Source organism: Reyranella soli (assembly GCF_007992495.1).
In the GTDB taxonomy this organism is placed as follows: domain Bacteria; phylum Pseudomonadota; class Alphaproteobacteria; order Reyranellales; family Reyranellaceae; genus Reyranella; species Reyranella soli.
Window position 1 is genome coordinate 30,848 of record NZ_BKAJ01000065.1, and the last position, 20,757, is coordinate 51,604.

At 66.2% G+C, this 20,757-nt stretch carries 21 protein-coding genes; 8 read left to right on the forward strand and 13 right to left on the reverse strand.

Features of this window, described 5'->3' with window-relative positions; genetic code table 11:
* Positions 1–112: 112 nt before the first annotated feature.
* The gene (locus tag RSO01_RS17730) at positions 113–589 is read left to right on the forward strand and encodes a MaoC family dehydratase (RefSeq protein ID WP_147150452.1); all 477 of its coding nucleotides are present in this window, start codon (positions 113–115) and stop codon (positions 587–589) included.
* 16 nt (positions 590–605) lie between these two features.
* On the opposite strand, the gene RSO01_RS17735 is transcribed toward RSO01_RS17730, so the two are convergent.
* From RSO01_RS17735 to RSO01_RS17745, 3 genes are read right to left on the reverse strand one after another with little or no spacing between them, the layout of a single operon-like run.
* On the reverse strand, positions 606–1,235 hold the full coding sequence (locus tag RSO01_RS17735) for an NUDIX hydrolase (protein ID WP_246158529.1): 630 nt from the start codon (positions 1,233–1,235) through the stop codon (positions 606–608).
* Positions 1,232–1,828 carry a class I SAM-dependent methyltransferase gene (locus tag RSO01_RS17740; RefSeq protein ID WP_147150453.1) on the reverse strand — a complete coding sequence of 199 codons (597 nt, stop codon included), beginning with the start codon at positions 1,826–1,828 and terminating at the stop codon, positions 1,232–1,234. Before RSO01_RS17740 ends, RSO01_RS17735 begins: the two co-directional genes overlap by 4 nt.
* 54 nt (positions 1,829–1,882) lie before the next feature.
* A complete protein-coding gene (locus tag RSO01_RS17745) occupies positions 1,883–4,684 on the reverse strand; it encodes a glycosyltransferase (protein WP_147150454.1) in 2,802 nt (933 codons plus the stop codon).
* Between the two features lie 324 nt (positions 4,685–5,008).
* On the opposite strand from RSO01_RS17745, the gene RSO01_RS17750 reads away from it, so the two are divergent.
* Genes RSO01_RS17750 through RSO01_RS17760 form a run of 3 tightly spaced genes read left to right on the forward strand, consistent with a single transcriptional unit; the run spans position 5,009 to position 7,293 of the window.
* The gene (locus RSO01_RS17750) at positions 5,009–5,992 is read left to right on the forward strand and encodes an alpha/beta fold hydrolase (protein ID WP_147150455.1); all 984 of its coding nucleotides are present in this window, start codon (positions 5,009–5,011) and stop codon (positions 5,990–5,992) included.
* Complete coding sequence (locus tag RSO01_RS17755) at positions 5,989–6,726, forward strand: sulfite exporter TauE/SafE family protein (RefSeq protein ID WP_147150456.1); 738 nt, start codon at positions 5,989–5,991, stop codon at positions 6,724–6,726. Before RSO01_RS17750 ends, RSO01_RS17755 begins: the two co-directional genes overlap by 4 nt.
* 12 nt (positions 6,727–6,738) lie before the next feature.
* Positions 6,739–7,293: a tyrosine phosphatase family protein gene (locus RSO01_RS17760; RefSeq protein WP_147150457.1), complete on the forward strand. Its 555-nt coding sequence runs from the start codon at positions 6,739–6,741 to the stop codon at positions 7,291–7,293.
* Positions 7,294–7,427: 134 nt separating this feature from the next.
* Here the strand turns inward: RSO01_RS17760 and RSO01_RS17765 are convergent, their stop codons facing one another.
* Both RSO01_RS17765 and RSO01_RS17770 read right to left on the reverse strand, forming a co-directional pair.
* Positions 7,428–8,267, reverse strand: a complete 840-nt coding sequence (locus RSO01_RS17765) for a CmcJ/NvfI family oxidoreductase (protein WP_147150458.1) — start codon at positions 8,265–8,267, stop codon at positions 7,428–7,430.
* A 137-nt stretch (positions 8,268–8,404) separates the two neighbouring features.
* A complete protein-coding gene (locus tag RSO01_RS17770; protein WP_147150459.1) occupies positions 8,405–9,226 on the reverse strand; it encodes an aromatic ring-hydroxylating oxygenase subunit alpha in 822 nt (273 codons plus the stop codon).
* A 97-nt stretch (positions 9,227–9,323) separates the two neighbouring features.
* Between RSO01_RS17770 and RSO01_RS17775 the strand changes: the two genes are divergently transcribed.
* The 3 genes from RSO01_RS17775 to RSO01_RS17785 all read left to right on the forward strand — a co-directional run bounded on the left by RSO01_RS17775 (position 9,324) and on the right by RSO01_RS17785 (position 11,245).
* Positions 9,324–10,055, forward strand: coding sequence for an iron-containing redox enzyme family protein (locus RSO01_RS17775; protein WP_170303152.1), 732 nt, complete (start codon positions 9,324–9,326; stop codon positions 10,053–10,055).
* Positions 10,056–10,152: 97 nt separating this feature from the next.
* Positions 10,153–10,578 carry a GlcG/HbpS family heme-binding protein gene (locus RSO01_RS17780; protein WP_147150461.1) on the forward strand — a complete coding sequence of 142 codons (426 nt, stop codon included), beginning with the start codon at positions 10,153–10,155 and terminating at the stop codon, positions 10,576–10,578.
* Positions 10,579–10,582: 4 nt separating this feature from the next.
* Positions 10,583–11,245 carry a GntR family transcriptional regulator gene (locus RSO01_RS17785; protein WP_147150462.1) on the forward strand — a complete coding sequence of 221 codons (663 nt, stop codon included), beginning with the start codon at positions 10,583–10,585 and terminating at the stop codon, positions 11,243–11,245.
* 609 nt (positions 11,246–11,854) lie between these two features.
* On the opposite strand, the gene RSO01_RS17790 is transcribed toward RSO01_RS17785, so the two are convergent.
* From RSO01_RS17790 to RSO01_RS17825, 8 genes are all read right to left on the reverse strand, one after another.
* On the reverse strand, positions 11,855–12,613 hold the full coding sequence (locus RSO01_RS17790) for an aspartyl/asparaginyl beta-hydroxylase domain-containing protein (protein WP_147150463.1): 759 nt from the start codon (positions 12,611–12,613) through the stop codon (positions 11,855–11,857).
* Positions 12,614–12,780: 167 nt separating this feature from the next.
* Entirely contained in the window at positions 12,781–13,758 is a 978-nt protein-coding gene (locus RSO01_RS17795) for an NAD(P)H-dependent flavin oxidoreductase (RefSeq protein ID WP_147150464.1), read from the reverse strand.
* Positions 13,755–14,114 (reverse strand): ferredoxin FdxA, encoded by a 360-nt coding sequence (gene fdxA / locus RSO01_RS17800; RefSeq protein ID WP_147150465.1) that lies wholly within the window; start codon positions 14,112–14,114, stop codon positions 13,755–13,757. The genes RSO01_RS17795 and fdxA overlap by 4 nt, the downstream gene beginning before the upstream one ends.
* On the reverse strand, positions 14,111–16,435 hold the full coding sequence (locus RSO01_RS17805) for a molybdopterin-dependent oxidoreductase (RefSeq protein WP_147150466.1): 2,325 nt from the start codon (positions 16,433–16,435) through the stop codon (positions 14,111–14,113). Before RSO01_RS17805 ends, fdxA begins: the two co-directional genes overlap by 4 nt.
* A 103-nt stretch (positions 16,436–16,538) precedes the next feature.
* Positions 16,539–17,327 carry a crotonase/enoyl-CoA hydratase family protein gene (locus tag RSO01_RS17810; RefSeq protein ID WP_147150467.1) on the reverse strand — a complete coding sequence of 263 codons (789 nt, stop codon included), beginning with the start codon at positions 17,325–17,327 and terminating at the stop codon, positions 16,539–16,541.
* Positions 17,320–17,994 (reverse strand): glutathione S-transferase family protein, encoded by a 675-nt coding sequence (locus RSO01_RS17815; RefSeq protein WP_147150468.1) that lies wholly within the window; start codon positions 17,992–17,994, stop codon positions 17,320–17,322. Before RSO01_RS17815 ends, RSO01_RS17810 begins: the two co-directional genes overlap by 8 nt.
* Position 17,995: 1 nt before the next feature.
* A complete protein-coding gene (locus RSO01_RS17820) occupies positions 17,996–18,751 on the reverse strand; it encodes an SDR family NAD(P)-dependent oxidoreductase (RefSeq protein WP_147150469.1) in 756 nt (251 codons plus the stop codon).
* Between the two features lie 85 nt (positions 18,752–18,836).
* On the reverse strand, positions 18,837–19,370 hold the full coding sequence (locus RSO01_RS17825; RefSeq protein ID WP_147150470.1) for a winged helix-turn-helix transcriptional regulator: 534 nt from the start codon (positions 19,368–19,370) through the stop codon (positions 18,837–18,839).
* A gap of 142 nt (positions 19,371–19,512) precedes the next feature.
* Here RSO01_RS17825 and RSO01_RS17830 point away from each other — a divergent pair, with 142 nt between their 5' ends.
* The gene (locus RSO01_RS17830) at positions 19,513–20,712 is read left to right on the forward strand and encodes a CaiB/BaiF CoA transferase family protein (protein ID WP_147150472.1); all 1,200 of its coding nucleotides are present in this window, start codon (positions 19,513–19,515) and stop codon (positions 20,710–20,712) included.
* Positions 20,713–20,757: the final 45 nt, after the last annotated feature.

Below are 20,757 nucleotides of genomic sequence, written 5' to 3' on the forward strand. Positions count from 1 at the left end.
AATCACCGCCAAAATAGATAACGCGGCAAGTCAACAGAGGCGCCGAGCTTCGTGGACGTTCCCGCTCCGCTAGTCACGCCCTGTTCGACACCGCCCGCATGGAGCCGGTCCTGTGAGCATTCGTTATTTCGAGGATTTCAAGGTCGGTGACCGATTCACCAGCGCCGGCCTGACCATGACCGAATCGGCGATCATCGACTTCGCCCGGCAGTGGGATCCGCAGCCTTTTCACACCGATGTCGAGTTCGCCAGGAAATGGAGCTTCGGCGGCCTCATAGCGTCGGGCCTGCACACCATGGCAGCGACCCTGCGGCTATGGCTGGACCAGGGCGTGTTCCGCTCCTGCAGCCTGGGCTCGCCCGGCATCGGCGAGGTCCAGTTCCCGCGGCCGGTGCGGCCGGGCGACACGCTACGTGTGATCACGGACATCACCGAGCTCAGGCTCTCGGCCTCCAAGCCCGATCGCGGCATCGCCCGCATCCGCCAAGTCACGATCAACCAACACGGCGAGGCGGTGCTGGAGCAGGACACGACGGTGTTCTTGAAGCGCCGGCCGGTGATGGTCGCCACCGCCAGCGCGTCGTGTTAGCGAGGCGCGCTCCAGCCTAACGCCAGGCGAAGACCGGCTGCTCGAAATGGTCGACGCGCGTGTTGCGGCCGGCGAGCGCGACCTCGCGGAACTGGTAGAGCACGGCGGCGGTCGGCGCGTTGACGTTGGCGACCGGCAGCGGCAGGCGGATGATCGGCCGGTCCGATTCCTCGATGGCCACGATCTCTGGCGAGCCGTCGCGGAACAGCTCGCGGCAGGCGATGCGATAGGCCGCCGCGACCTCGCTCGGATTGGGCGTCACCGTGATGCCGGGTGACCACACGACCACGGGCGCGATGAGATAGCCCGAGCGCGTCGGATAGTCGTCGAGCGTGCCTAGAATATCGTCGGTCGAAGCGAGCACGCCCAGCTCCTCGTGCAATTCGCGCAGCGCGGTCTGCTCGATCGTCTCGCCGGCATCGACGCGGCCGCCGGGCAGCGCCCATTGCCCACCATGCGCGCGCAGCCGCGGCGTGCGCTTGGTGAGCAGGAACGCCGCCTCCCCCGGCGCATCGCCTTCGACCACGACGACGGCAACGGCGGCGCGCTTCAACCCACCGGTCTCGGTGCGCCGACGCAGTTCGAAGCGCCCGAGGTGATCGGTGATGGTACGACGCAGCGCATCGTCAAAGGCAAAAGACGTCACGCCGCCGGCCTCGTGAAAGTCCAGACCACGGCGGGCGGCACGTTGCGCCAGATGCGCTTGCCGTGCGCCCCGTCGAGATGCAGGCGCTCGCGCAAGGCGCGTGGGATGGGCGGCTTGGGCCCGTAGGTGAACTGCACCAGGGCAGCGCCGCGCGGCAGGGCCTCGAAGGCGCCCGCGACGATGCCGTTCACCACGTCGGTCGGCAGCGACAGCAAAGGCAGGCTCGACACCACGGCGGCGATCGGCGCGATGCCATGGTCGGCCAGCAGGCGTGGCAGACGCGCGGCATCGCCCTCGAGAATGCGCGGCCCGTTGAAGTGGCGGCGCAGGAAGGTGGCGAACTCGGGATCGCGCTCGACCAGAATGAGGCGGTCGGCCGCGATGCCCGCAGCCAGCAGCGCCTTGGTGACGCCGCCGGTGCCGGCGCCCAGCTCGATGACATGACCCGGCCGCCCATCGATCGCGGCGCGCGTGGTGGCAGCCATCGCCTCGGCCAGCGGGCGGCCGCTCGGCACGACCGCGCCGGTGGCAAATGGCCGACGCAGCCAGCGCTTCAAGAAGAGGGCCGTGCCGGCGGGTTCAACCGAGGGCATGGCTAAACGCTAACAGACGAAAGTTGCGTGTCGACAGGGAAATCCGCCCTGCTTCTACTGTGCGGGCTGCATTGCAGGGCCGGCGACATGGGTTGTCGACGGCGCCGCCTCGAAGACCGCCCGGGCGTGGCGCATCTGCTCCAGCGCGTTGACCACCGAGATATAGACCGCCGCAGCATAGGGCAGCGACTGCACGACCATGAAGATCGCCCATAGCCGCGCCTCGATGTTGACGGCCCCGGCGCCCAGCCACAGCACGATCGCGCCCAGCCACAGCAGGATGGTCAGTACGGCCTCGCCGCGCGCCATGCCGAGCGCCATACCGAGCGTGGCGCGCTCGTCCATCTTGGGCGTGCGCATGAAGGGCAGCCGGCTGGTCATCAGGCCGTAGATCACCGCGCGACCCACCGTGTAGGTGAGCGCCAGGCCCGCCAGCGACGCACCTATGCTCTGGCGGAAGGTGCAGCGCACGCGGTCGAAGTAGAGGCCGAAGGAATAGAGCAGCTTGAAGACGAAGATGCCGATGGTCGGCAGGATGAACTCGGCCGGCGGCAGGCCGACCGGCTTGATGCCGAACAGCGGCGGCAGCACGACGGCGAGCAGCCAGGCGAGGCCGGCCCAGGTGAAGATCAGGTTCAGCGCATCGGCGAACCAGGGCATCCAGCCGGCGACGAAGTGGTACTTCTGCCAGAAGGTGAGCTTGGTCGAGTTGCTCAGCATCTTGCCGGCATGCGCCTTCATGATCTGCATGGCGCCATAGGCCCAGCGGAAGCGCTGCTTCTTGTAGCCGGCGAAGTGATCGGGCGTCAGGCCATGGCCGAAGCGCTCGCGGCTGTACATGGCGCCGTAGCCCTTCTCCATCAGGCGCAGGCCGAGCTCGGTGTCCTCGGTGATGCACCAGGTCGCCCAGCCGCCCAGCTCCTCCATCAGGTCGCGGCGCACCAGGGTCATGGTGCCGTGCTGGATGATGGCGTCGTACTCGTTGCGCAGGCACATGCCGATGTCGAAGAAGCCGGCATATTCCCAGTTCAGCATCTCCTTGAAGCGGTCGCCCTTCCAGTCGCGATGGTCCTGCGGCGCCTGGACGTAGGAGATCTTCTTGTCATCGAAGTACGGCACCAGCGCCTTCAGCCAGTCCGGCCGCACCATGTAGTCGCTGTCGATGACGCCGATGATCTTGGCGTCGGGCGAGGTCTGGGTCAGCACGTAGTTCAGCGCGCCGGCCTTGAAGCCCTTCATGACGTCGAAGTGGAAGAAGCGGAAACGCTCGCCGAGCTGAGCGCAGTAGTCCTGCACCGGCCGCCAAACCGCCGGGTCCTTGGTGTTGTTGTCGATGACGATGACTTCGAAGTCGGGATAGTCGAGCTTGGCCAGCGAATCGAGGGTCTGGATCACCATCGCCGGCGGCTCGTTGCAGATCGCGAGATGCAGCGAGACCTTGGGCCACACGCGGTTGGCGGGCTGGCGGGCGATCATCTCCGCCGCCGGCAACGCCTCACGCGTCCAGCGCCCACGCCAGATCGTCTCGGCCATCTCCAGCGCCTGCACCAGCGCCATGGCGAGGCTTATGACCAGGAAGAAGGCGAGCACCGCCCAGCCGATCATCTCGGAGGCCAGCATGTAGCTGCCGGCCGCGACGACGCCGCCATAGACCAGGGCGCTCGCCGACAAGGTGACCAGGCCGCAGAAGCCCACCTGCCCCGGCAGGCCGAGCCGTGGCCAGCGCCACAGGAAGAACAGCATCACCGGCAGCGACAGCAGCAGCGACCAGACCGCGCCCGCCCACCATTGCGGGAAGCGCTCGACCGGGCCGGTCCACGCGAACTTGGGCTGGCGATCGGCATTCCACAGGCCCCAGTAGCCGCCCGCCTTGCCTTCGAGGTCGTAGGACTTCCACGGCTGGTCGACCGCCTCGACGACGAAGTAGTCGATGTTCTGCGACTTCAGCCACGCCACCATGTCGCGCACGTTCTTGGCCTGCTCGGCCGGCGAGGCGTACTTGACCGTGCCGGTGCCGGGGCTGCGCCGGGCGGCGCCGTTCGACGGCCAGCCGACCTCGGTGACGATGATGTTCTTGTTGCGGAGGTACTCGGCCTCCTTGAGCTTGGCGATGCGGCTCTTGAGGTATTCCAGCGGCGTCTCGCCCGACTTCTCGTCCCAGTAGGGCAGGATGTGGACGGCGAGATAGTCGACCTCGCGCGCGAGCTCGGGATACTCCAGCCAGACGTGCCACGGCTCGGCGGTGCTGACCGGCACCTTGACGTTGCGCTTGACGTTCCTGATCTCGCGGATGAGCTGGGCCGGGCTGGTGGCGTTGGGATCGCGCAGGTTCTTCTGGCCGTCCCAGCGCAGGATGTTCTCGTTGCCGACCAGCACGCGCTCGATGTTGGGATTCTGGTTGGCCATGCGGATCAGCGCGCGCGTCTCCTCGGCATTGACCTCGCTCGCCTCGCGGCCGAACTGCTGCTTGGCTTCGTTGGCGCTGTAGATCCAGGCGCCGGGCACCAGCTTTATGCCGTAACGGTTGGCAAGCTCCGGCATGACGTCGCCGCCGTCGGTGGCGCGATAGGTGCGGACGTAATTGACCTTGCCGCCGAACATGGCGAAGTCGCGCTCGATCTGCTCCTTGCGCGGCTTGACCGGCGGCGGTGGCGTGTCGCTGACGGCGGTGCGCAGGAAGCTCAGGATGCCGCTCGACTTGGACTCGATCGGATCCTGGTCCTTGGCCCACGGCGCGTAGGTAACGCCATGCAAAGGACCGTCGACATCAGCCGCGGCGACCTGGCCGTCGAGCAAGCGCCATCCGACGATGGTGGCGACGGCTACAGTGAGAAGAACCAATCCCAGACGGATCATGAAGAGGCGATCGCTCCGGCACGCCGCCGGTGGCACACGCTCTCGTCGGGATCGCGGTCACATGTCTCCTGCGGACGATTTTCATCGACGCAAGGACCGTGCCGGATCAGCTCAACCGACGAGCCGATAACCACGCAGTGGGCTGACCTCTTGGAGGCTTCCTTGCGCCCGATTTCCTCGGCTGCGACCCTTCGCAGACGATGCGGCGACCGGCCGATCTATAGCAAAGCCTCTGCAAATCGGTAAAGAGACAGCGAGTGATGATGGCCAAAATGCCCAAATCTCCGCTGGCTTCTCAGCGCCGGCTTCGCCACAACGCCGCGTGTGAGTGACGACGATCCGACAGCCGCGCCGGCCGGCGTTCCGGCCGAGCTGGGCGCAACCTACCGGCCGGCCGAGCGTTACGGGTTCCTTCAAGCCAGCAGCGCCCGGCTGCGCTACGCCTGCTGGAACGTCCCGGGAACCGCGTCGGGAAAGGTCAAAGGGACGGTCGTCCTGCTCGGCGGACGGGCCGAATTCATCGAAAAATACGCCACTGAAGTCGTCGGCGAGCTTCTGGGCCGCGGTTACTGCGTCTACGCCCTGGACTGGCGCGGCCAGGGCCTGTCGGACCGCCTCCTCGCCGATCGCGGCAAGGGCCACATTGACAATTTTTCAACCTACATGGCGGACCTGCAGCTATTCCTGGACAAGGTCGTGGCCCCGACCGCGCCGCGACCGATCCTCGCACTCTGCCATTCCATGGGGGCGCACATCATGATGCGCGTGCTCGCCGAGAACGGACCGGGTCCGATTTCGGCTGGCGTGCTGTGCTCGCCCATGACGGCCCTCAAGCGCGAGGCGATGCTGCGGTCGGTGCTCATGCTGATGCCCGAACTGCCGGCGATCGACGAGCGCTACCTGTTCGGGACCGGGCCCTTCGTGGTCTTCGCCCGCGAGTTCGGCTCCAACATCGTCACCCACGACGAGCGCCGCTATCGCTTCACCGACAAGTGGTTCGCTGCCGACCCCCGGCTTGCCCTGGGCGGGCCGACCCTGGGCTGGGGCCGCCAGGCGGCCCGCTCCATGACGGCGGCGGTGGCGCCGGGCTATCTCGAGCGCATCGAGTTGCCGCTGGTGCTGATCAGCGCCGGCGAGGATGCGCTGATCGATTCACACAGCCACAGCGCGGTGGTCGCGCGGCTCAAGCACGGCGATCACGTCACCGTCGCCGGCGCCAAGCACGAAGTGATGATGGAGACCGACGCGCTGCGCGGCCTGTTCTGGGAGGCCTTCGACCGGCTGGCGAAAGGCGTCCTGGGGCAATGACGCTGACGCAGATCCTGGTGACGGCGCTGGCCTTCCTCATCGCCGGCGTCGCCAAGGGCGCGATCGGCATGGGCCTGCCACCGATCGTGATCGGCATCATGAGCTTCGCCGTGCCGCTGGAGAATTCGATCGCCATGATGGTGGTGCCCAGCATGGCGACCAACATCTGGCAGGCGATCTACGGCGGCAACTTCGTCCGGCTGCTGGCACGGTTTCGCACCATGGCGGCGGCGTCGGTGGCGGCGCTGCTCCTGGTCGCCGTCGCGTTCGGCCAGCTCGGCTCGCCCAAGGCGGTGGCCTGGGTCGGTGTCATCCTGGTGGTCTATTCCAGTCTGGCCTTGACGGCGTGGCGGCCGACGGTCTCGCGCGCCGCCGAGCGCTGGGCCAACCCGCTGATGGGCGCGGCAAGCGGCGTGGCCGCCGGCATCACCGGCGTCGCCGCCGTGCCTTTCCTGCCCTACATGCAGTCGCTCGACATCGACCGGCACGAACTCGTGCAGGCGCTGGGCATAATGTTCATTTTCATCATGGGCGCGCTGACCACGGCCTTGGCGATCCAGGGCGCCTTCACGCTCACCAATCTCTTGGGTGGGATCGCGGCCCTCGCGCCGGCCTTCGCCGGCGTGTGGCTGGGCCAGAAGGCCCGCCATGCGGTCTCGGCCGAGACCTTCCGGCGGATCTTCCTGATCGGCCTGTTCCTGGTCGGCCTGCAAATGGCCCGAAGCCTGCTATAGACTTGAACCGACATGCCCCTCCCCAATCATAAAGTCACGATCTGCGGCATCCCCGAGCTGTCGCAACATTGCTCGGTCGGCGTCAGCCATGTGCTGTCGATCATCGACACCCACGAGCCCCGGCCACCTGTCCTCGACTCGTTCTCCGTGATCGACCACGAGTTGATCCGCTTCGACGACGTCGTGGCCGAGTATCCCGGCTTCGAAGCCTGCACGCCCGCGCACATCATCAAGGTGCTGGAGTTCGGCGAGCGCGTGCATGCGCGACCGGGCAGCCACGTGCTTGTCCATTGCCACGCCGGCATCTCGCGCTCGACGGCGGCCGCGGCGATCCTGATGTGCCAGCACGCGCCCGGCCAGGAGGAAGTCGCCTTCCTGAAGCTTCTGGGGATGCGCAAGCACGGCTGGCCCAACACGCGCATGGTTGAGTTCGCCGACACGCTGCTGAAGCGCGACGGCGCCCTTTTACGCGGCTTGGACGCCTATCGCCGCGCGCTCCTGCAGGAGAAGCCGCATCTCAGCGACGTCATCCGCAACATTGGGCGCGGGCACGAGTTGCCTGTATAGCCAATTTCAGTCATCCCGACCGGAGCCAAGCGCAGCGAGGCGAAGTGGAGGGACCTCTTTTTGCCTTTCTGTCGACCAAACAGGTCCCTCGACTACGCCGCCCTTCGGGCGGCTCCGCTCGGGATGACGATTTGTTACCGATGAAACACCAGCGTCCTGACCTCGATGCTCTCGCGCGGCGGGGCGTTGGGCGACGCCGTCGGGTCGAGGAAGGCGCTGTGCGGCGTGAAGCGTGCCGGCACGTCGGTCTTGGTGTCCGAGCACTTCAGCAGCAGCGCCTCGTCGACGCGCATCTGCGGCACGTAGAACCAGCGGTGCTCGGGATTGTACTTCACCGAGTAGGTCTCGCCGACACGATGGGGATAGACCAGGTCAGACGGCACCAGGTCGGCAAGATCGATGGTCGTGGCATCGCACACCGCCAGCGGCGAATCCTGCACCGGTCCCTTGACCGGACGCCACAGGTTGATCACCTGCACGCGGCCCTTCAGCAGCTCATCGGCCTCGTCGGGTAGAAGGTCGCGCACGCGCTGCGGGCCCGAGCGCGCGGTGTGGTCGATATGCACGCGCTGCACCGGCTGGCGCGGCGCATCGCTGCGGTCCTGCGCACCGTCGACGCGGCGGCGCGTCGTGTGATCGAAGATGTGGACGCGATAGGCGCCTGTCGTCTGCTTCACCACGCGCTCGACCTCGGGGTAGTAGACGCGGCGCACTTCCTCGTCGTCGAAGAAGTCGCGCACGGCGCTGCGATGATTGACCAGGGCAAAGCCGTTGGCGTCGAGCGACACGCGGTCGGCGACGGAACGGGCATCGTGGATGGGGACGCGATGGGCTTCGTTGATGGTGTTGCTGCGCGGCACGCCCGGCGGCGGCTCGAACGTGTAGTTGCGCGGCCGCTCGAGCATCGGCGCGAGATAGTTCATGTCGGCCTGGACACTGGCCAGGTTGGCGATGATGGACGACTGCAGGCTCATGATGAGAACTCCGCTGCTGGTCGCCTGAATGTTGGCTGCTCGCGCAGGGCTCGCCATGGAGAAGAGTTGCGCGCTTCCATGAGGGGACTTCATGCGAAGCGAAAATCCTGCTGCAGCGGGCGAGCGCGACAGAAAGTTCAAGTCGTCGGAGGATCCTGGACGTTGGCCTGGGCGCAGGCCTCCGCCAGACGGCGATGGAAATCATCCACCAGCGTGCCCTCGGCCGCAGGCTTTCCGGCGGCGCGATCGAGTTGCAGTGCCTCGCAGACATGCTTGATGGTGGCGGCGGCCTGCTTGTTGTCGTCGGCGACGCCACCGAACACATGAGTGAACAAGCGCGTGCGCAGGAAGGTATGCGGCACGACCTGCTCCACGATGGTCACCGCACCGGCGCGACGCACCATCAGCAACGGCCAGGCCCAGGTGAAGTTGGCCGAAGGCGTGTGCTCGGCCAGCAGGTGCTCGACACAGACCTTCCAGTTGCAGGCGATCTCGGTGACGACCGTGCCGCCATACGCCGGCAGCGCGCCGACATCGTTCGGCGCCGGTGGTCCGGTCAGGCTGAAGAAGACGATGCCCGAGGCGATGGCCGTCGGCAGCGACGCCAGATGCAGGTCGGGCGATTGCAGATCCTTCGGCGCGACCGGCGGCGGTGCGCTGAGGAACCGCCCTTGCAGGTCGTAGGTCCAGCCGTGGAAGCGGCAGCGGAAGCTCTCGCAGCTGCCGGCCGGCGTGCTCACCACTTGCATGTTCTGATGACGGCAGGCGTTGCGCAGGACATGCACCGCGCCCGCCTTGTCGCGCACGGCGAAGACGCCCCAGCCGCCGACCGTGGCCGAGACGAAGTCGCCCGGCCGGGCGATCTGCCCTTCGGCGCAGAGCGGCAGGGCTTGCGTCGAGAAAACCGTGCGTTTCTCGACCTGGAAGGCGTCGCCCTGGGAATAATCCTCGGATTTCATGGATTTTGTATACGATTTATCGCTTTCGGGGACATTGACTCACCTGCTATGGCCTGATTGTATACAATCCAGCATCAAACGCCAGAGGAGGCTCGTGATGGCCAAAAGCGCATTCCGTCAGGCTCTCGAGGAAGCGATCGAGCAGCGTCATTCGGCCGTGCATCCGTGGAGCGAGGCCTGGACCTCCGGGAAGCTGAACCGCCGCCTGCTCGGCGAGTGGGTGAAGCAGCACTATCACTATGTCAGCCACTTCGCGGAGTGGGTCGCGGCGGTCTACGCCAACTGCCCGCACCAGGAGGTGCAGCACTTCCTGCTGGAGAACGTCACCGAGGAGGAAGGCTTCGTCGGCATGCATGGTGCCGCACCGGTGCGCCATTCCGACCTGCTGCTGGAGTTCGCCGAGACCTGCGGCATGAAGCGCGAGGAGATCCTGAACGCCCAGCTCAACAGCGAGCTCCTGCCCGAGACGCTCGGCCTGCAGAGCTGGTGCGCCGTGCAATCGCACAAGCCCTTTGTCGAGGCGCTGTCGGGCCTGCTGATCGGCCTCGAGAGCCAGGTGCCCAAGATCTACAGCAAGACCACCCCGCCCCTGCTCGAGAAGTACGGCTTCAGCGAAGAGGAAGTGACCTTCTTCTCGATCCACATCGTCGCCGACCTCGAGCATGGCGAGAGGGGCTTCGAGATCGTCGAGAAGTACGCCACCACCGACGAGCAGCGCGAGACCTGCGTGCGACTGGTCAAGGAGGCGACGATGATGCGCCGCCTCTATCTCGACGGCATCTATCGCAAGTTCATCGTCGAGGCCGACGGCAAGAAGCTCGCGGCTTAATCGACTACTGTCATCCCGAGCGCAGCGAGGGACCTTTCCTGATCCGTAAAGGTCCCTCGGCCTTCGGCCTCGGGATGACAACAATGGTGACCCCTCAATGCATACCTATAAAACCCTGACGCTCGAGGAAGCACACACCATCCTCGACGCGGCGCAGAAGAAGGCAGAGGAGGTCGGCGTGCCCGAGGTCCTCTGCGTCGCCGACAATGCCGGCTATCCCATCGCGCTGCGCCGGCTCGACGGCGGCAAGGTGACCAGCGTGCAGATCGCCATGAACAAGGCCTTCACCGCCGCCGGCCATCGCAAGCGCACCGACAACTACAAGAACGCCTATCCTGGCGAGGAGGCCTTCGGCATCTTCACCCAGCACGAGGGCCGCTTTACGGTGTTCGTCGGCGGCTTCCCGATCTTCGTCGACGGCCAGTGCGTCGGCTCGATCGCGGCCTCGGGCGGCAACGGCGAGCAGGACATCGCCTGCTGCGAAGCCGGCATCGCCGCCTTCATGGCCACCCTGAAGAAGTAGCCCCATGGCAACCGATCGCGCCTCCCTCAGCAAAGTCGTGAGCGACCAGATCCGCGGCCAGATCCTCGACGGCAAGCTCAGGCCCGGCGAGCGCCTGGTCGAGGACAGGCTCTCGGCCGAGCTCGGCGTGTCGCGCGTGCCGGTGCGCGAGGCGCTGCGCGGACTCTCGATGGAAGGGCTGGTACGGCTGGAGCCCAACCGCGGCGCCAGCGTCGCCGAGATCACGTCCGAGATGGTGGCCGAGCTCGTCGAGGTGCGTACGCTGCTCGAGGCGCTCAATGCCCGGCTGGCCGCGCGCCGCCACGATCCCGAGATCGTCGCCGCCCTGCAGGACACGCTGAGGCGCGGCAACGCCGCCGCCCAGTCCGCCTCGCCCGATCACCTCGCACGGCTCAACGGCGAATTCCACGAGCGCCTGGCCGAGGCCAGCCGCAACTCCGTGCTGTCCGACATCATGCGCTCCCTGCGCGAGCGCACCTCCCTCGCCTTCTCCATCAACAGCCGCGCCCGCGCGCGAGACGACTGGAAGGAACACGCCGGCATCCTGGCCGCCGTGATCGACGGCGACGAGGAGCTGGCGGCGCTATTGGCCTCGCGGCACGTGCAGAACGCCGCGGCAGCCTTCGCCAAGGCGCAGGAAGCAACGGACCAGGCGGCGGCGGATTAGCTCGGCACAGAGGTTTTGACTGGCCGTCCGGCGAACGGGATCGTGTTCGCTACGCGTGTCGGAAAATCACCGCAAGCCATTGATGCCTCAGATCCTTCCGACACCGGCGATGGCCGGGCGCTGTCCGCTGAACGCGGACACAAACGACAATGCACGCTCCTCAGCGAGCGTGCGTCGAGAGCCGAGTGCATGCAATGCCATCATTGTTGGCGAAGGTTTCCGGAGTTTCTGAGGTTTCCGACAGAGGTCGTTGCGGTGTCGTGGAAGCCGACCCACTACCAATGGGGCTCGCCAGCGAATTTCGATAGTTAAGATAGTTTAGATGTTGGTTTACGAACACAGGCAGGGATGGCTGCCCTGCCGAGCGCGCTTCCGTCCGGCCGGGCAGCCGGACCGGCCGACACGGCGTCCACCGTGCCCGATGGTATCGGATGAACGATGCATAGAGCAGAGCCGCCAGGAGGCGAGCCTGAAGTCAATATAACTTAAGTGCTTCGAAAAGTAAACTACGGTTCTAATTTTTTGCGTGCCGTAAAGAGCGACGCCTGCGGGCCGAATAGACGATCCCGCCATTCGTTGTGTCGCTGGACCGCAATGCCAGCAATGCCTTCATCGGGCAGTGCGCACGACCCGTTTCAAGAAGATGCGCTCAAGCCACGTAAGCTCAGGGTGCCAAAAGGTGACCATCAGGGTGTAGCGCGTCTGCGTTCCCGAATGTTCCACCCAATGCACGAAGCTGTCGTCGAAAACGAGAACCTCGCCGTCTCTGTATTCGGCCGACTTGCCGGCCACCCAAATACGTGCCCCCGCACAGCCTTCCAGGCCGAGATGGGCCACCAAGCTGCCGTTGATCGGACCGGAATGGGGATGAAGGGAGCCCTCTGGCTCGATGGCAGAGAAGCAAACGTGAAAGCTGTTGTGCGGAACCTGCCGCAACAGCTCAGCTGTCCGCGGGCAAGCCGCGAGATGCTCCCGAACTGGCCGGCCTAGAAGGTAAAAATAGTATGCTGTCCAACGCTTGGGGTTGAGGTCCGAATCGTAGCGGGCCAGCGAGAAGGATCTCTGAACGTCGGCAAGCTCCTCCCTGATTTCAGGCAGAGCTTGTTTCAGCCGTTGCGTCCACGGGTGGTCCCGGAGATCGCGCATCGGCGTTGTCTTCAACGCGGGCAAGAGCGGCAGCCACGGAAGCTGGTGATCGTGCACGGACGATGCCCATCCATCTCCGCGCACGGCTTTGGCCAATCGTCGAGGCATGGCGAGCAGGTACGAAATTGCGCGAAAAGCGGCCAGTTTGATCGCGCCCGTTTTCGCGCGGAAGGCCGCGTTTTCCTCTCGGACCGTCGTGAGCCACTCGTCGAGCGCTTCCATGGTTCAGCCTGATTGCCTTCACCACCGACAGCCACACCCTATTGCAATTTTTCTCCTGGCGTCGACTGCGGTTTACTCGAGGCCGCCTAAGTCAGGTATCAACCAAGTATGCCCGTTGTGTTACGATCACAACGGTCCCGATTCCATTGGTCGGAAGGGCTGAGGCCCTACGCCGCCGCCAGCCGCGACAGGCGCTGATTGATGATGGTCTCGGCCTCGCGCATCGTCCGATCGATCAGTTCCTTGACCGTCGGCACGTCGCGGATCAGGCCGGCCACCATGCCGCACGACCAGGCACCGGCATCCATCTCGCCCTGCTTCATGATGCGCGGATAGACGCCCGCGACCTCGGGCAGGATGTCCTCGAACTTGATCCTGGCGCCGAGCGCCTTCTCTTTCTCCAGCAGCCGATCGACGGCGGCGTTCTTCAGCACGCGCTCGGTGTTGCGCAGGGGCCGCATGACGAGCCGGGTGTCGAGCTCGCTCGCCGCCACCAACGCCTGTTTCACGTGCTCGTGGATCGGCGCCTCCTTGGTCGCCATGAAGCGCGTGCCCATGTTCATGCCGTCGGCGCCGAGCGACAGCGCCGCGACCAGCGAGCGTCCGTCGGCCATGCCGCCCGAGGCGACGAAGGGGATCTTCAGCTCCTCGGCCGCGCGCGGCAGCAGGATGAAGTTCGGCACGTCGTCTTCGCCGGGATGGCCGCCGCATTCGAAGCCGTCGACGCTCACCGCGTCGCAGCCGATCGATTCGGCCTTCAGTGAATGGCGCACCGAGGTGCATTTGTGGATCACCCTGATGCCGGCCTCCTTGAGCGTCGGCAGCCACTTCTGCGGGTTGTTGCCCGCCGTCTCGACGATCTTTACGCCACCGTCGACGATCGACTTGATGTAGCCCGGGTAGTCGGGCGGCGTGACCGACGGCAGGAAGGTCAGGTTCACGCCGAAGGGCTTGTTGGTCATCTCGCGGCAACGCCGGATTTCCTTGGCGAGGTTCTCCGGGTTGCCCTGGGTCAGCCCGGTGATGATGCCGAGCCCGCCCGCGTTCGATACGGCCGCGGCAAGCTCGGCGAAGCCGACGAAATGCATGCCGCCCTGGATGATCGGATGCTCGATGCCGAACAGCTCGGTGATCTTGGTCTTCATGCCTGCTCCATCTCCCCTGCCTTTGCGCCACCCGGGTTGGCCCGAAAGTACTTGTTGAACTTGTCGGCCTCGTCCTTGTGGGCGTCGGCGTCTGCCGGTACCTCACCCTTGCGGGTGATATTGGGCCACTGTGCCGAATAAGTACGGTTGAGCTCAAGCCATTGCTCCAGGCCCTGCTCGGTATCGGGCAGGATGGCGTTGGGCGGGCACTCCGGCTCGCAGACGCCGCAGTCGATGCATTCGTCCGGATTGATGACCAGCATGTTCTCGCCCTCGTAGAAGCAATCCACGGGGCAGACTTCGACGCAGTCCATGTACTTGCACTTGATGCAAGCCTCAGTCACGGCATAGGTCATGCGGCCACCGCGGCATGGATACGGCGCGATATCTCTTCCTCCGCTGTCGCTTCCTCCGGCGTCGCCTTCGCCAAGCGGACAGGCACGTTCTTGTGGTAGGGCGTGCCGGCGATCGGGTCGCGATTGTCTCCTGCCGTCAGCAGGTTGGCGCGAGGACCGTTGACCAGCCGCGTGCCATCGGCGCTCGGGTATGCCTGACCAAATCCATGCGGAAGCGCCAGCTGGCCGCGCCGCATGCTGACGTCCGCCTGGCAGCGCACGACGATGCGTCCCCGCTTGGACTGCACGGCAAGCCAGGCGCCATCTGTCGCTTCGAGGCTGGCGAGGTCGTCCGGATTGACCATCAAGGCGCCGTCCGGATCGTTGCGCCGCCACGCCGGGTCGCGAAAGATCTGGTTGGCGTTGAACATGCGCCGCTGGCCGGCCGCCAGGACGAACGGGAACTCCGGATCGGGCCGTGTCTGGGCCACATCCAGGCGACCCAGCCAGTCGAGCATCTCCGGGATCGCCAGATGCACCTTGCGGTCGGACGTCTCGACCAGCGACCATACCTCCTCGTAGTCATGGCGCGTGAACGCCATTCCCTGAGGCGAACGCACCAAGGCTTCGAACAGCTTCTCCCCCAACCGCGCGTCAGGCACATCCGGCGGCACGTCCAGCGCGCGCCTGACGGCCGTCGGGTTGCGCCGGGCGCAGGCTTGCGCCGCCGGCCACAGCACGGCAGCGACGCCTGTCCCGTCGGGAAGAGTCGAACCGAGCGTGTTGTAGAGCACCAGCGCCGCCGCAGGCTGTGCCGCCGGATTGTCCTTCATGAAAGCGCCGAACGCGCGGTCGAACTCCGGCAGGGATCGCGCCGCCGCCGCTCGCAGCGGGCCAAGCACGTTGTCGCCAGGCAGGATGCCGAGCGCCCGCGCGAGGCGCGAATAGATCTCGGGCTCCGCCATCGTGCCCGGCAGCGGCGCCAGCACGGCCGGCCGCACATGGAAGAAGTTGTCGGGAAACTCGAAGTTGAAGAGCGTGAACTCGGTCTTCTCGTATTGGCTCGAGGCCGGTAGGACATAGTGTGCGAGCGCGGCCGTCTCCGTCATCGCAACGTCGACCACGACAAGCAGCTCGAGGGCGCGTAGCGCGCGTTCGGCTTCCATTGTGTCGGCGGCGGTGTTGGCGGGATTGCTGCTGTCGACGAAGACCGCGCGCAGCCGCTCGGGATGATCCGACAGCACGGCACGAGGGAAGCTGTTGGGCGGCAGCAGGCCGCCGATGACCTCGTCGCCGGTCGGCGCGTAGACCTTGCCCTGGGAGTTGCCCCACAAGGGCGCGAGCCATGTATGCAGCTGGTTGGTGCCCTTCCGTCCGAAGTGGCCGGTCAACATGATCAGCAGCTTCTCGAGATAGGAATTCAGCGTCGAGTTGACGCCTTGCTGGATGCCGAGCTCGACCCGGACGACCATCGCCTTGGCGGCCTGGATCATGTCGGCGCAGCGGTCGACGTCCGCCGACGAGATGTCGGCAGCCGCCGCCCATTCCTCCACGGGAACCCGCAGCAGCGCATCCCGCACCGCTTCGAAGCCCACCGTGTGGGCCTCGATGAAGGCCCGGTCGATCGCCCCGCGCCGGACCAGCGTCGCCAGCAGGGCCGCCAGCAGGAAGGCATCGGCCCCCGGCCGTACCGCCAGGTGCAGGTCGGCCAGTTCCGCGGTCTCGGTGCGCCGGGGATCGACGACGATCAGCTTCCGCGCGGAATCCTTGCGGATCCGGTTCAGGTGGTCGCGCGCGTTGGGAAAGCCATGCGCGACCCAGGGATTGCATCCCAGCACGAACAGCAGGTCGCAGTGATGCACATCCTCGGCGGTATGGCAGTTCTGGCCGCCGAACATGCGACCGTTGACCCAGAAGTCGCCGGTCTTCTCCTGGGCGAGCGCATTGAAGGTGTTGCGCGAGCCGAGCGCCCGCAAGAGGCCGGTGACGTAGGCGCCGCCGGCGTGGTTGCCCTGCCCGCCGCCGCCATAGAGCGCGAAGCTCTGGCCGCCGTGCGCCGCATGGATCTGGCGTACCCGCTCGGCGATTTCCGCGACGGCCGTGTCCCAGTCGATCGGCTCGAAGCCGCCGTCCGCACGACGCCGCAGCGGTGTGGTCAGCCTGTCCTTGTGATGGACATAGTAGGGAATGCGCGCCGCCTTGTTGCAGAGATAGCCCTGCGACTTGGGATTGCTGCGGTCGCCGCGTATCTTGCCCATCCGATCGTTCTCGATCGCCACCTCGATCCCGCAGTTCACGTAGCAGAGATTGCAGGCGGTCTTGTGCCACTGGACGTCCGACATGGCGTTCTCCTTGGGCGTTGAGGTGAGACTGTCACCCCGAGCGTAGCGAGGGGCCTTTGAGGCCACAGGAAAGGTCCCTCGCTGTGCTCGGGATGACAGTGGGTTAGCGTCCCTGGAACTGTGCTTCGCGGCGCTCGACGAACGAGCGGATGCCTTCCTTGGCGTCCTCCGTGTTCATCACGGCGGCATGGATCGCGGGGATGGCCGCGACCGCCATGGCCTCGCCGGCCTGGATGTATTTCAGCGCCGCTTCCTTCATGGCGCGCAGGCCGAGCGGCGCGTTGCGCGCGATGCGCCGGGCGATCTCGATCGCACGCTCGACCTGCTGGCCGGCCGGCACCACCTCCTGGACCAGGCCGATCTGCAGCGCACGCCCGGCGTCGAACTCGTCGCACAGCATCAGGTGGTACATGGCGTTGCCCCAGCCGGTCCGCGTCAGGAACCGGAAATGCGCGCCACCCAGGGGCGCGATGCCGCGCCGCGACTCCATCTGGCAGAAGCGTGCGCTGTCGGCGGCCACCACGATGTCGGCTGCCAGCATCATCTCGATGCCGATGGTGAGGCAGAGTCCCTGCACTGCGGCCACGACCGGCTTCATCGTGCGACGCCGCAGCGCGAACGGATCGACATTGTCCGGCGGATTGTCGCGGCGTTCGCGGTTGGGACCGAAGAACTTCGGCATGTCGAGGCCGGCCGTCGTGTGCTCGCCGGCGAAGGCGAGGACGGCGACCCACAGATCGTCGTCACGGTCGAACGCCGTGAAGGCCTCCGACAGCTCGCTCATCATGCCCGGTGTGAAGGCGTTCCGCTTGGCCACGTTGTCGACGACGATCTTGAAGATCCGGCCATCGACCTCGGTGCGAATCGTCCCAGGCTGGGCGGCGTCAGGCATCGTGTTTCTCCGTGGCTGGTGGTGGTGGCGCCAGGTTGGCACGCAAGGCTTCCTGGTAGGCGGGCCGGGCCGCGATGCGGGCGACGTAGTCGTGGCAGATCGGCGGCACAGGCACGCCGTAGTTGATCGCCCACACCAGGCAGGTCGTGAGCAGCATGTCGGCGCTGGTGAATCGCTCGCCGACCAGATAGCGCCGGCCGTCCCCCAGGGCGTGGACGACGTGGCGCAGCTGGGTCTCGAAGTACTGGCTGGCGCTCTCGACGGCGATCGGTGCATCGCCGTAGATGTGCTTCAGGTCGCGGTGGCGGCGCATGACGTAGAGGCTCGTCGCGTCGAGCTCCATGGCGATATGGAAGCACCATTCCAGCCACGTCGCGCGCAGCCTGGCGTCGTTGGGCACCAGCCGGTTGTCGTCGGTGCCGTAGGTATCGGAGAGATAGGCGATGATGGCCGGGCTCTCGGCGATGGTGAAATCGCCATCCTGCAGGACGGGGATCTTCTGGCGCGGGTTGATGCGCGTGAACTCGTCCGTCTTGGTCTCGCCCGTGCGCGGCAGGATGGGATGCGGCACATAGTCGAGCGACAGCTCATGCAGCGCCCAGACGGCGCGCAGGGTGCGGCTGGTGGTGACGCCCCACAGATGCAGTCGGGGTTGCTGCCCGGCCATGTCACCACCTCTCGATCGACGTGCGCAGGTCGAGCTCGTGGGTCCAGCCGTAGGCCGGCTGGACGTGCAGCGCCCAATACGCCTCGGCGATCGCCTTGGTCTGGATCAGGGTGTTCGGCGGCAGCGAATCGACCTTGTCGCCGATGCGCGCCCGCATGCGCTTGCGGATGGCCTCGCTGTCGACGCCGCCGTCGATCAGGAGGTGGGCGACATGGATGTTCTTTGGCCCCAGCTCGCGCGCCATCGACTGCGCCAGGGCGCGCAGGCCGAACTTCGCCGAGGCGAAGGCGGCAAAGCCCGCGCCGCCGCGCACGCTGGCGGTGGCGCCCGTGAACAGGATGGTCCCGTGGCCGCGCTGCAGCATGTAGCGCGCCGCCTCGCGGCCGGTGAGGAAGCCGCCGTAGCAGGCGAGTTCCCAGGACTTGCGGAACAGGGACTCACTCGTCTCGAGCAGCGGCGTGTTGACGTTCGAGCCGGCGTTGTAGAGGCAGACCTCGATGGGCCCGACTTCGCGTTCGACCTCGGCGAACAGGTCCTGGACCGCGGCCTCCTGGCGGGCGTCGACGCTGAACGCCTGCAGCGCGCCGCCGCTGGCCACGACCTCGTCGATCAGCGCCTTGGCCTTGGCGGCGTCGCGCCGCGCCATGCAGACCTGCAGCCCGCCGGCAGCGAAGCGTCGGGCCACCGCGGCGCCGATGGCATCGCCGGCACCCACGAGCAGGGCGACAGGCCCGCCGGCTATGCTGCTGGCTGTCATGTGCGTTTCCCTATTCGATCATTGTTAGTTTGAAAACAGCACTAACTAGTGTCGACTTGTTCGCCGCGCGTCGCAAGTGGATTCCCTACGGATGTGCGCGAGAAGATCTAACCGGACGCCGTTGTTTTCTGTCGCCGGCCGGCACGTCGGCCGGCATATGGCGCGGGCTCGCCGCGCCCGGCCCGCGATGGACATGGACCTGCTTGGGACTGAGCGGCTCGCCGCATTCCGAGCAGATCATCACCGGGTCGAAGGTCTTGCCGCAGTTCGTGTGCTGGTGAAGCAGGGGCCGGCCCTTCTTGCCGGCCATGTGGATGTCGCCCCAATGCACGATGGCCATGACAATAGGGTAGAGATCGAGCCCCTTCTGCGTCAGCCGGTACTCGTAGCGCAGGGGCCGCTCCTGGTAGGGCACCTTGGCCAGCACGAAGTCCTTCACCAGCTTGCGCAGGCGGCTGGCGAGGATCGGCCGGGTCACGCCGAGCCGCGCCTGGAATTCCTCGAAGCGGCGCACGCGCAGGAAGCAGTCGCGCAGGATCAAGAGGGTCCAGCGGTCGCCGATGACCGACACCGTGCGCGCCACCGAGCACGCCTCGTCCTCGAGCTTGTTCCAACGCATGGTTGAGCTTAACCCAGGTTCAATAAGAAAACCAACTGACGGCCTGGGATTAGTTTTGGTCGCGACATCATGACTCCGATGACGTTGTGAGACCGCCAGTCCGTCGCCAGTATACGTGCTGAAACGAAACGGGAGACGACGCATGACAGGTCCGTTGTCGGGGGTGCGGGTCATCGACCTCACCAGCGTGGTGTCGGGGCCGTTCGCGACGATGTTCCTGGCCGACCAGGGCGCCGACGTGATCAAGGTCGAGCCGCCGGGCGGCGACATCACGCGGCGCAGCCGCCAGTCGGTCGACCCGACCGGCCAGTTCTCGGCCCTGTTCATCTCGACCAACCGCGGCAAGCGCTCGCTGTCGGTCGACCTCAAGCAAGCTGAGGGCGTCGAGATCCTGAAGAAGCTGATCGCCCGCTCCGACGTGCTGGTGCAGAACTTCCGGCCGCAGGTCATGGAGCGGCTGGGCCTCGGCGAGCCCGCGATGCGCGCGCTCAATCCACGCCTGATCTACGTCTCGATCAGCGGCGCCGGCGACAGCGGCCCGTACGCCGAGAAGCGCATCTACGATCCCATCATCCAGGGCCTCTCGGGCTTCGCCGACGTGCAGTCCAATGCGGAGACCGGGCGTCCGCAGATGATCCGGACCATCGTGGCCGACAAGACCACCTCGGTCTTCACCGCCCAGGCGGTCGCATCGGCCCTGTACGCGCGGGAAAAGACGGGCGTGGGCCAGCACATCAAGGTGGCGATGCTCGACACCATGATCTCCTATCTCTGGCCGGAAGCCATGATGCAGTACACGGTGGTCGGGCAGGAGGCCGCGGCGAACGACCCCAAGGCGCGGCCCGACCTGATCTTCAAGACGCTCGACGGCTACATGACCGCCGGCACGATCTCGGACTCCGAATGGCAAGGCTTCTGCCGCGCCGTCGAGCAGCCAGCGCTGATCGAGGACAAGAGGTTCAACACGCCGGCAGCGCGCACCGCCAACGCTGCCGAGCGCATCACCCTGATGGGCGACATCCTCGCCAAGCGCACCACCGCCGACTGGCTGAAGCGCCTCGACGACGCCGACGTGCCGTGCGCACCGGTGCTGCGCCGCGGCGAGGTGATGCACAACGAGCAGGTCGTGGCGCGCAGCCTGATCGCCGAGTTCGACCATCCCGGCATCGGCCGCGTGCGCCAGGCAAAGCCCGCGGCGGAATTTTTAGGCACGCCGGCCCGCGCGCCCTCGGCGGCGCCAGGAATCGGCCAGCACGGCGGCGAGATCCTCACCGAGCTCGGCTACGCCCGGGCGGACATAGAGCGTCTGACCAAAGCCAAGGTCGTGCGCCTGCCGAAGTAGATTCCCTCCCCCACGCTGACTCAGGCTCCTCTCCCCCGCTAGGGG

Excerpts from the sequence above, each read along its gene's own strand:
- RSO01_RS17740 (WP_147150453.1), bottom strand. The coding sequence starts at position 1,828 with ATGCCCTCGGTTGAACCCGCCGGCACGGCCCTCTTCTTGAAGCGCTGG.
- RSO01_RS17745 (WP_147150454.1), bottom strand. The coding sequence starts at position 4,684 with ATGATCCGTCTGGGATTGGTTCTTCTCACTGTAGCCGTCGCCACCATC.
- RSO01_RS17755 (WP_147150456.1), top strand. The coding sequence starts at position 5,989 with ATGACGCTGACGCAGATCCTGGTGACGGCGCTGGCCTTCCTCATCGCC.
- RSO01_RS17760 (WP_147150457.1), top strand. The coding sequence starts at position 6,739 with ATGCCCCTCCCCAATCATAAAGTCACGATCTGCGGCATCCCCGAGCTG.
- RSO01_RS17765 (WP_147150458.1), bottom strand. The coding sequence starts at position 8,267 with ATGAGCCTGCAGTCGTCCATCATCGCCAACCTGGCCAGTGTCCAGGCC.
- RSO01_RS17770 (WP_147150459.1), bottom strand. The coding sequence starts at position 9,226 with ATGAAATCCGAGGATTATTCCCAGGGCGACGCCTTCCAGGTCGAGAAA.
- RSO01_RS17775 (WP_170303152.1), top strand. The coding sequence starts at position 9,324 with ATGGCCAAAAGCGCATTCCGTCAGGCTCTCGAGGAAGCGATCGAGCAG.
- RSO01_RS17780 (WP_147150461.1), top strand. The coding sequence starts at position 10,153 with ATGCATACCTATAAAACCCTGACGCTCGAGGAAGCACACACCATCCTC.
- RSO01_RS17785 (WP_147150462.1), top strand. The coding sequence starts at position 10,583 with ATGGCAACCGATCGCGCCTCCCTCAGCAAAGTCGTGAGCGACCAGATC.
- RSO01_RS17790 (WP_147150463.1), bottom strand. The coding sequence starts at position 12,613 with ATGGAAGCGCTCGACGAGTGGCTCACGACGGTCCGAGAGGAAAACGCG.
- RSO01_RS17795 (WP_147150464.1), bottom strand. The coding sequence starts at position 13,758 with ATGAAGACCAAGATCACCGAGCTGTTCGGCATCGAGCATCCGATCATC.
- fdxA (WP_147150465.1), bottom strand. The coding sequence starts at position 14,114 with ATGACCTATGCCGTGACTGAGGCTTGCATCAAGTGCAAGTACATGGAC.
- RSO01_RS17805 (WP_147150466.1), bottom strand. The coding sequence starts at position 16,435 with ATGTCGGACGTCCAGTGGCACAAGACCGCCTGCAATCTCTGCTACGTG.
- RSO01_RS17810 (WP_147150467.1), bottom strand. The coding sequence starts at position 17,327 with ATGCCTGACGCCGCCCAGCCTGGGACGATTCGCACCGAGGTCGATGGC.
- RSO01_RS17815 (WP_147150468.1), bottom strand. The coding sequence starts at position 17,994 with ATGGCCGGGCAGCAACCCCGACTGCATCTGTGGGGCGTCACCACCAGC.
- RSO01_RS17820 (WP_147150469.1), bottom strand. The coding sequence starts at position 18,751 with ATGACAGCCAGCAGCATAGCCGGCGGGCCTGTCGCCCTGCTCGTGGGT.
- RSO01_RS17825 (WP_147150470.1), bottom strand. The coding sequence starts at position 19,370 with ATGCGTTGGAACAAGCTCGAGGACGAGGCGTGCTCGGTGGCGCGCACG.
- RSO01_RS17830 (WP_147150472.1), top strand. The coding sequence starts at position 19,513 with ATGACAGGTCCGTTGTCGGGGGTGCGGGTCATCGACCTCACCAGCGTG.